This is a genomic window from Protofrankia sp. Cj3, from assembly GCF_917627355.1.
In the GTDB taxonomy this organism is placed as follows: Bacteria; Actinomycetota; Actinomycetes; order Frankiales; family Frankiaceae; genus Protofrankia.
Map to the genome: position 1 here is coordinate 1,945 of NZ_CAKJTR010000061.1, position 7,848 is coordinate 9,792.

At 72.0% G+C, this 7,848-nt stretch carries 10 protein-coding genes; 6 read left to right on the forward strand and 4 right to left on the reverse strand.

Annotated features, from left to right (window positions below; translation table 11 throughout):
- Positions 1–483: CoA transferase (locus tag MJ783_RS10625; RefSeq protein ID WP_370651594.1), on the reverse strand; the 483-nt coding region annotated here is incomplete at its 3' end.
- A gap of 59 nt (positions 484–542) precedes the next feature.
- On the opposite strand from MJ783_RS10625, the gene MJ783_RS10630 reads away from it, so the two are divergent.
- The 3 genes from MJ783_RS10630 to MJ783_RS10640 all read left to right on the forward strand — a co-directional run bounded on the left by MJ783_RS10630 (position 543) and on the right by MJ783_RS10640 (position 2,964).
- On the forward strand, positions 543–878 hold the full coding sequence (locus MJ783_RS10630; protein WP_239310233.1) for an acyl-CoA dehydrogenase family protein: 336 nt from the start codon (positions 543–545) through the stop codon (positions 876–878).
- Complete coding sequence (locus tag MJ783_RS10635; RefSeq protein WP_239310234.1) at positions 875–1,657, forward strand: enoyl-CoA hydratase/isomerase family protein; 783 nt, start codon at positions 875–877, stop codon at positions 1,655–1,657. Before MJ783_RS10630 ends, MJ783_RS10635 begins: the two co-directional genes overlap by 4 nt.
- 254 nt (positions 1,658–1,911) lie before the next feature.
- The gene (locus MJ783_RS10640; protein WP_239310235.1) at positions 1,912–2,964 is read left to right on the forward strand and encodes a beta-propeller fold lactonase family protein; all 1,053 of its coding nucleotides are present in this window, start codon (positions 1,912–1,914) and stop codon (positions 2,962–2,964) included.
- Positions 2,965–2,983: 19 nt separating this feature from the next.
- Here the strand turns inward: MJ783_RS10640 and MJ783_RS10645 are convergent, their stop codons facing one another.
- The 3 genes from MJ783_RS10645 to MJ783_RS10655 all read right to left on the reverse strand — a co-directional run bounded on the left by MJ783_RS10645 (position 2,984) and on the right by MJ783_RS10655 (position 5,971).
- The gene (locus tag MJ783_RS10645; RefSeq protein WP_239310236.1) at positions 2,984–4,027 is read right to left on the reverse strand and encodes an NAD-dependent epimerase/dehydratase family protein; all 1,044 of its coding nucleotides are present in this window, start codon (positions 4,025–4,027) and stop codon (positions 2,984–2,986) included.
- Between the two features lie 97 nt (positions 4,028–4,124).
- Entirely contained in the window at positions 4,125–5,264 is a 1,140-nt protein-coding gene (locus MJ783_RS10650) for a sensor histidine kinase KdpD (protein ID WP_131744742.1), read from the reverse strand.
- Positions 5,261–5,971, reverse strand: a complete 711-nt coding sequence (locus tag MJ783_RS10655) for a response regulator transcription factor (protein ID WP_239310237.1) — start codon at positions 5,969–5,971, stop codon at positions 5,261–5,263. Before MJ783_RS10655 ends, MJ783_RS10650 begins: the two co-directional genes overlap by 4 nt.
- Before the next feature lie 144 nt (positions 5,972–6,115).
- Here MJ783_RS10655 and MJ783_RS10660 point away from each other — a divergent pair, with 144 nt between their 5' ends.
- The 3 genes from MJ783_RS10660 to MJ783_RS10670 form a co-directional block, all read left to right on the forward strand.
- On the forward strand, positions 6,116–6,796 hold the full coding sequence (locus MJ783_RS10660) for a glycosyltransferase family 2 protein (protein WP_239344941.1): 681 nt from the start codon (positions 6,116–6,118) through the stop codon (positions 6,794–6,796).
- 11 nt (positions 6,797–6,807) lie between these two features.
- Positions 6,808–7,449: a DUF2064 domain-containing protein gene (locus tag MJ783_RS10665; protein WP_239310253.1), complete on the forward strand. Its 642-nt coding sequence runs from the start codon at positions 6,808–6,810 to the stop codon at positions 7,447–7,449.
- Between the two features lie 129 nt (positions 7,450–7,578).
- A partial coding sequence (locus tag MJ783_RS10670) for a methyltransferase domain-containing protein (RefSeq protein WP_239310239.1) occupies positions 7,579–7,848 on the forward strand: 270 nt, incomplete at its 3' end.

Here is a 7,848-nt window from a genome sequence, read left to right on the forward strand (position 1 = left end):
GATGAGGTCGGGCCGCGCGGCCCTCAGGACGTCGTAGGTCAGTCCCCACGAGGCCATGACGCGGGGCGTGAAGTTCTCCACGAGGATGTCCGAGCGGGAGACGAGCTCGAGGAGCAGCTCCCTGCCCTCCTTGCTGCCCAGGTCGAGGGTGGTGCCCCGCTTGCCCGCGTTGCCGCCGTGGTAGCTCGGGCCCGTCTCCCACCAGAGGTCCTCGCGGAACGGCCGGGCGCCGCGCATCCTCATGCCGTCCGGCCGGGACACGGACTCGACCTTGATGACGTCGGCGCCGAGCAGGGCGAGCACGTAGCCGACGATGGGTCCCGCCCAGAACGCGGTGAGGTCGCAGACCCGCAGGTCCGCAAAGGGGAGCGCCGCCGGTTCGGTCCCGGTGGCCGGCTCTCGCGGGGTGCGGGCGGCCCTGACCGTCGCGGTGTGCTCGCCGAGCGTGGGCGTGGGCGTGGGCGTGGGCGCGAAGTCGCGCAGCGCGAGGCTGCTCCGCGGGAAGCGGTAGGGACGGCGGGACGCCGGCGACGCTGCGGTAGTTGACCTCGTACGCGGAGACCGACCTGCAGGTCGTGCGTCTCGGTGGGCTGCGGGTCCTCGGCGAGCTCCTGCGGGGACGTGAGCCCGGTCCGGCGGCGTCGTTGGGACGCCTCGTCTTCACGGAGTTCGAGCAGCGGCTGCACGCTCTCGCGGTCGAGATCACCGGACGGGCGGCGGTGCTCGCGCCGGGCCGGGCCCATCCGGTCGAGGGTGGGCGGTGGTCGGCGGGCCTGCTCGCCACCCGTGCCAGCACGATCGGGGCGGGGACCGCGGAGATCCAGCGCAACACCATCGCCGAACAGGTGCTTGGCCTCCCGCGGGAGCCGGCGGCATGAGCACCGACGGAGTTGTCGTCAGCGCCGACGGCGGCCTGCTCAGGATCGTCCTGGACCGGGCGACGGCCCGCAACGCACTGCGCGCCGTCGACATGCGTCGGATCACCGCCGCCGTCACCGACGCGGTCGACGGCGGAGCCACCCGGGCGATCCTCATCCGATCGGTCGGGCCGCACTTCAGCGCGGGCGCGGACATCGTCTCGGTGAATGCACCCGGTACCGGTGGACTGATCCGGGCGGTCCGTGCCGGCGCGAACCGCATGATCCAGACGTTGTGGGACTGCCCGCTGCCCCTCGTCGTCGCCGTGCAGGGTCGGGCGATGGGCCTGGGCGCTCACCTGGCACTCACCGCCGACGTGATCGTAGCCGGGGAGGGCGCCTCGTTCGTGGAGCCGTTCGCGGGGCTCGGCTTCGCCGTGGACAGCGGCGGCACCTGGCTGCTGACCCGGCGGGTGGGGATCGGCCCGGCCACGCAGGTGCTCCTGCGGGGCAAGCCCCTGGACGCGCGGCGCGGCCACGAGCTGGGTGTTGTCGACGAGGTGGTCGCCGATGCCAATCTCGCGGCGCAGGCGGCCCTGATCGCGGCCGACCTGGCGGCGGGGCCGACGCTCGCCCTGTCAGCCACCAAGGGACTGCTGCGCCGCGGCCTGTCCACCGACCTTGCCGCGGCCCTCGAGTCCGAGCTGGTGGCCGTCGAGCTCACGGTACGCAGCAGCGACTTCAAGGAGGGCATCGCCGCCTTCGGCCAGCGCCGCAGGCCCGAGTTCACCGGACGCTGATGCACCCTCTGCCACCAGATGATTCTCCGCTTCGATGTCGCTCGCCGCCGCGCTGTGGGCCGCAGCGGCCCGATCCGACGGCGCGACCGCCCCGGGGCTTCCCACGGGCCGGTCCAGTGACATCGCTTTTCGTGGTCCGGCCCTCCCGCTCCTCCCGGGGACGTGCCGGTCTGCGGGTTTGTCGTCTCACCGGGCGCGGGTAGGTGTGGGCTCGGCGGAAGCGGAATTCGACACCGAAAAGCCGAGGGAGAGCGATGACTGAACGTATGAACGGTCAGAGGGTGAAGGGCGCCGCCGTGTATGCCCAGACCAACGATGCTGCCAGGAACGAGGTTGTTGCCTTTAGGCGTTCCGCGGACGGCAGGCTCGCTCCGCTGGGACGTTTCGGGACCGGGGGCCGGGGAAGCGGCACCCCGCACCTGCCATCACAGAGTTCCGTCATTCTCAGCGACGACGGCCGGTGGCTCCTGGTCACGAATGCCGGCAGCGACGAGCTGTCCCTGTTCTCGGTGGAGGAGGACGGGCCACGGCTCGCCGATCGTGTCCCCTCCGGTGGTGCCAGGCCGACGAGCGTCGCGGTGAACGGCGATCTCGTCTACGTACTCAACAACGGCACGCCGAACATCAGTGGTTTCCGCATCCGGGACGGGAGGCTGACCCCGCTTGAGGATTCGACGAGGCCGCTGAGCGCCGGCAACGCGGATCCGGCCCAGGCGTCCTTCAGCCCGGACGGCCGGACGCTCGTGGTCACCGAGCGTGGGACGAACAGCATCAGCGCCTTCGCGATCGGTGATCGTGGCTACGCCGAAGGCCCGATGACGATCCCGGCCGCCGGGCGGACCCCCTACGGCTTTGATTTCACCCCGCAGGGCTCGATGATCGTGACCGAGGCGTTCGGCGGCGAGACCGGTGCCGCGGCGGCTTCCTCATACACCGTGGCGGGTGCGGGCCGGCTCGCCCCGGTGAGCGGTTCGGTCGGCGACACCCGCAGTGAGGTCTGCTGGGCCGCCGTGACCAGGGACGGCCGCTTCGCCTACGTGACGAACTTCGGCGATGGCACGGTCTCGAGCTACCGGGTCGAGGAGGACGGAAGCCTCGTGCTGCTCGACCCGGTAGCGGGCTCGACCGGAAGGGGGGAGAAGGGCATCCGCGACGAGGCCATCACCCCGGACGGCCACTATCTGTATGCGATCGACACCGATGGCCAGCGGGTCCTCGGCTGGACGGTGGAGTCCGACGGCCGGCTCACCCCGGTCGGCGCCTTCGAGGGTGTTCCGCAGACCGTTGCCGGCCTGGCCGTGAGCTGACCGCTGGGACCGGTCTGGTTCATCCGCGCAGCGGGTCACGCGCGAACCCGGCCATCCCGTCGCTGAAGGCGATCTGCGGTCGGTATCCGAGGATATTGCCGGCGCGGGCGGACGAGGCGGCGATGTGCCGGACGTCACCGGCCCGATAGGCGCTGGTGATGACGGGCGCGGGTCCGCCGAAGGCCTGGGCCAGCGCGTGCGCCATGTCGCCGACGGTGTGCGGATCGCCGGAGCCGATGTTGAGCGGGAGGAGCCGGCCGGGTGGGGCCGTGTGCCGCAGCGCCTGCAGATTGGCCCGGGCGACGTCGTGGACGTGGACGAAGTCGCGGAGCTGGCCGCCGTCCTCGAAGACCCGTGGTGCCTCCCCCCGCTCCAGTGCGCTGCGGAAGATCGAGGCGACGCCGGCGTACGGGGTGTCGCGGGGCATCCGCGGGCCGTAGACGTTGTGGTAGCGCAGCGCCAGGACGCTGCCGCCGGTCGTGATTGCCCACACGGCGGCGAGATGCTCCTGGGCGACCTTTGTGGCCGCGTAGACGTTCCTGGGGTTCAGGGGGGCGTCCTCGGTGACGGGCGTCGGCTGAAGCGGGTTGCCGCAGCACGGGCACGGTGCTTCGAACCGGCCGGCGTCGAGATCGGCCGGCCGCCGTGGGCCGGGGCGCACCAGCCCGTCGGCCGGGCAGCGGTAGCCGCCCTCCCCGTAGACCACCATCGAGCTGGCCAGCACCAGACGCCGCACCCCCCGGCGGGCCATGGCGGACAGCAGTACCGCGGTACCGAGGTCATTGTTGGTGGCGTAGGCGGGCAGGTCGTCGAGGTTGACCCCCAGGCCGACCATGGCCGCTTGGTGGCACACCGCGTCCACCCCGTCGAGCGCCGCCTCGACCCGGACCGGGTCGGTCACGTCCGCGACGATCAGCTCGGCACCGTCGTTCACCTCGGGTTTCGTGCGATGCACCGCGGGCAGCACGGCGTCCAGCACCGTGACCTCGTCACCCGCTCCGACCAGCGCGTCGACTATGTGGGAACCGATGAAGCCGGCGCCGCCGGTGACCAGGACTCGCATGTCCGTGACGTTAACGGTTCCGGAGCGACCCGGATCTTACGAGCCGAGGAACAGCTTCCGGACACAAGGACTATCCAGACCTGCTCAGGGAACCTGTTCAGGCGGCGGGAAGCGCGACGACGAAGCGGCAGCCGCCCTGGCGGTTGTGGACGGTGACATCGCCGCCGTGGGCTTCGACAATGCCCCGGACGATCGCCAGCCCGATGCCGGACCGTACCCGAGGCTGGTGGGGGTGGTCGCCACCGCCGGGGGTACGCGCGGTCTCCCCACGGAAGCCGAAGTCGAACAGGCGGGGCAGGTCGGCGGCGGGGATCCCGCCGCACCGGTCGGCGACCGCGAGTACCGCCCGGTCGGCGTCCGCTCCGGCGGTGACCTCCACCGTCCCGTCGTCGGGGGTGTGCCGGATGGCGTTGACGAGGAGGTTGGTGAGCATCCGCCCCACCTCGGTCACGTCGGCGTCGACGTATACGGCGTGGTCGGCGCTGCCGGTGACGGTCACCCCTCTGGCGCGTGCCATCGGGTCGGTGGCGGCGATCGCATCCGACACGACGTCGGCGAGACACACCTTCTCCAGCGTCAACTGAAACGCGCCGGCCTGCAGCCGGGCCAGTTCGAACAGGTCATCGACCATGCCGGTCAGCCGCTCGGCGTCGGCGAGCATCAGCCGGTGGTAACGGGCCGTCGTCTCGGCGTCCGTCACAAGGCCGTCCTGCAGGGCCTCCGCCGTCGCCCGGATTCCCGCCAGCGGGGTACGCAGGTCATGGCTGATCCAGGCCACCAGCTCACGCCGACTGGCTTCCAACGCGCGCTCGCGGTCCCGCGCCGCCACGAGGCGCACATGCGTGGCGTCCAGGGTGCGGGCCAATGCGGCGAGCTCGGCCGTCGGAACCCGGCCCGCATCATGATATTCCAGCTCACCGAGGGTGGCGGCTGCCCGGGTGAGTGTTCCGGTGGCGGCGACAACCGGCCGCCCCAGCCATACCGCAGCGGCGGTGGCGACCACTGCCGAGACCGCGACCACGATCAGCACGACCTGCAGATCGTGGTCGGACAGGAACATGGCCCGTGCGGTGCCGGCAACGCCCACCGCCACCGCGACCACCGGTACGACCGACAGCGCCGCCGTCGTGGCCCACAGCGGCCGTCCCCGTAACAGGCGCAGCAGTGGCACCCCCGTCAACGCAGCCGCAGCCGAGCAGGCGAGCGCGATCCCGGCGACCTGCAGTTCGGCGCTCATGACGGCGTCTCGTCCGCCGGCACCGGTGGCGTCGGATCGTAGCGGTAGCCGACGCCCCACACGGTGACGAGCATCCGGGGGGCGGTCGGATTATCCTCGATCTTCTCCCGCAGCCGGCGGATGTGGACGGTGACGGTCGAGGGGTCCCCGTAGCTCCACCCCCACACCTGTTCCATCAGCTCGACGCGGGTGAAGGCACGGCCGGGATGGCGCAGCAGGAACACCAGCAGATCGAACTCACGCACCGTGAGGCCGAGGATCACCCCGTACCGGGTGGCGGTGCGGGCGGCCGCGTCCACGACGAGGGTGCCGGCGCGCAGCATGCCGGACTCCGGTGGCGACAGTTCGTTTGCCCGCCGCAGCACGGACTGCACCCGCAGCGTCAGCTCGCGCGGCGAGAACGGCTTGGTGACATAGTCGTCGGCGCCGCATTCGAGGCCGGCGATACGGTCCGCCTCCTCACCCAGCGCCGTCAGCATGATCACTGGAACCGGTCGACTTTCCCGCAGCTGGCGACAGACCTCGATGCCGTCGAGGCCGGGAAGCATGAGGTCGAGCACGACAAGGTCCGGGATGGCGGTCCCGGCCACCCGCAACGCCGCGGGCCCGTCCGCGGCGCGGTCGACGTCGAAACCGGCGTTACGCAGATACCGGTCGACGACCTCCGCCACGGTGGCGTCGTCGTCGACCACGAGAACACGGGCCATCCGGTAACGATAAGAGCCGGCCAGCCAACCGGACCCGCCCGGGCGACGGATTTCCCCGTTCCGTAATCTTCCGGCGTCGAACCGCCGCGCTCTTCCTCGTTCCGTAAGGGTCGATCACATCCCCGCCCGATTACAGTCCCGATCATGCTTACGCAATGTGACAGTGGTGGGGCCTCGGTGGACGTGGTCCTGCCCTGCCTGGATGAGGCCCGCGCGCTGCCCTGGGTCCTGGAGCGGATGCCACCCGGATACCGGGCGATCGTCGCGGACAACGGCTCCCACGACGGATCACCCCGGATCGCGCGGGACCACGGTGCGGTCGTCGTCGTGGTGCCGGAACGGGGCTACGGCGCGGCGGTGCACGCCGGGCTGCGGGCCGCGGACGCCGAGGTGGTCTGCGTATGTGACGCCGACGCCTCGCTCGACCCGGCGCACCTGCCCCGCCTCGTTACCGAACTGCTGGCCGGGCGGGCCGAACTGGTACTCGGCCGGCGGCGTCCCACCTCGGTGCGGGCGTGGCCGCCACATGCCCGCCTCGGCAATGCGGTCGTCGCCGGGCGGCTGCGCCGACGCGGCGTCCCGGTCCGTGACCTGGGTCCGATGCGGGCCGCCCGCCGTGCGGACCTGCTCCGCCTGCCCATCGCCGACCGCCGGTTCGGCTACCCGCTGGAGCTCCTGCTCCGGGCCGCACAGGCCGACTGGCGGATCATCGAGACCGATGTCGACTACCACCCCCGGATCGGCAGATCCAAGGTCACCGGTTCGCCGCTCGGCACCGTCCGCGCCGTACGCGACATGTCCGCACTGCTCGCGAGCCTGCGGTGAGACTGCTCGTGGTGGCGAAGGAGCCCGTGCCCGGTCGGGTCAAGACCCGGCTGACGCCACCGTTGCGCCCGGCACAGGCGGCGGCCGTGGCCGAGGCCGCGATCGCGGACACGCTGGCCGCGGTCGGCGCGCTGAGCCGCAGTCCCGGCTTCGGCTGGCTGCGGCCCGTCCTCGTCCTCGAGGGCACCGTCGGCCCGTGGCTGCGGACATCGATCGCGGTGGTGCCGCAGGTGTCCGGACCGTTCGACGCCCGGCTCGCGGCGGCCTTCGACGACAGCGCAGGCCCGACACTGCTGATCGGGATGGACACCCCGCAGGTGACACCGGCCCTGCTGGCCGACGCGTGCCACGCGCTGCGCCACGCCGACGCGGTGTTCGGCCCCGCCGCCGACGGCGGCTGGTGGGCGCTCGGCCTACGACGTCCCGACGGCACGTTGCTGCGTGGCATCCCGACGTCACGCCCGGACACCGGTGCACGGCAGCGTGCCCGCCTGTCCCGGGCCGGCCTTCGGGTCGCCACCCTGCCGGTGCTGCGGGACGTCGACACCGCGGCCGACGCCCAAGCGGTCGCACGGCTCGCACCGGACGGACGGTTCGCCGCAGTGGTACGGCAGACCGTGACACCCCGGAGTAGTCCGACGGCGGTCCGGTGACCGGCGGTCGGTACGACGACGGCAGCCATCCACCGCTGGTGCCCCACGGCCGTCTACGAGGCGGCGCTGCGGTCCGTCGACGGACCGCTGTGGGTACGCCATCCGGACGGACGTCGTGAACCGGTTCCGGTGGACCAGTGGCGTGGTGGGCTCATTCCGGGCGACGCGTCCCTGCTTCGCCGTTGCGACGGGCCGACCCTCGACGTCGGTTGCGGCCCTGGTCGGCTCACCGTGGCGCTCACCACCCGCGGGGTTCCCGTGCTTGGCATTGATGTGGCCCCGTTCGCGGTGCGCCTCGCCCGTCGTGCCGGTGCGGCGGCGCTATGCCGCGACGTCTTCGGCAGGGTACCCGGTGAGAGACGGTGGTCCGCGCTGCTCCTCGCCGATGGCAACATCGGG

Bases quoted from the DNA above. Each gene is read 5' to 3' on its own strand.
- MJ783_RS10660 (WP_239344941.1), top strand. From the start codon at position 6,116: ATGCTTACGCAATGTGACAGTGGTGGGGCCTCGGTGGACGTGGTCCTG.
- MJ783_RS10655 (WP_239310237.1), bottom strand. From the start codon at position 5,971: ATGGCCCGTGTTCTCGTGGTCGACGACGACGCCACCGTGGCGGAGGTC.
- MJ783_RS10650 (WP_131744742.1), bottom strand. From the start codon at position 5,264: ATGAGCGCCGAACTGCAGGTCGCCGGGATCGCGCTCGCCTGCTCGGCT.
- MJ783_RS10640 (WP_239310235.1), top strand. From the start codon at position 1,912: ATGACTGAACGTATGAACGGTCAGAGGGTGAAGGGCGCCGCCGTGTAT.
- MJ783_RS10645 (WP_239310236.1), bottom strand. From the start codon at position 4,027: ATGCGAGTCCTGGTCACCGGCGGCGCCGGCTTCATCGGTTCCCACATA.
- MJ783_RS10635 (WP_239310234.1), top strand. From the start codon at position 875: ATGAGCACCGACGGAGTTGTCGTCAGCGCCGACGGCGGCCTGCTCAGG.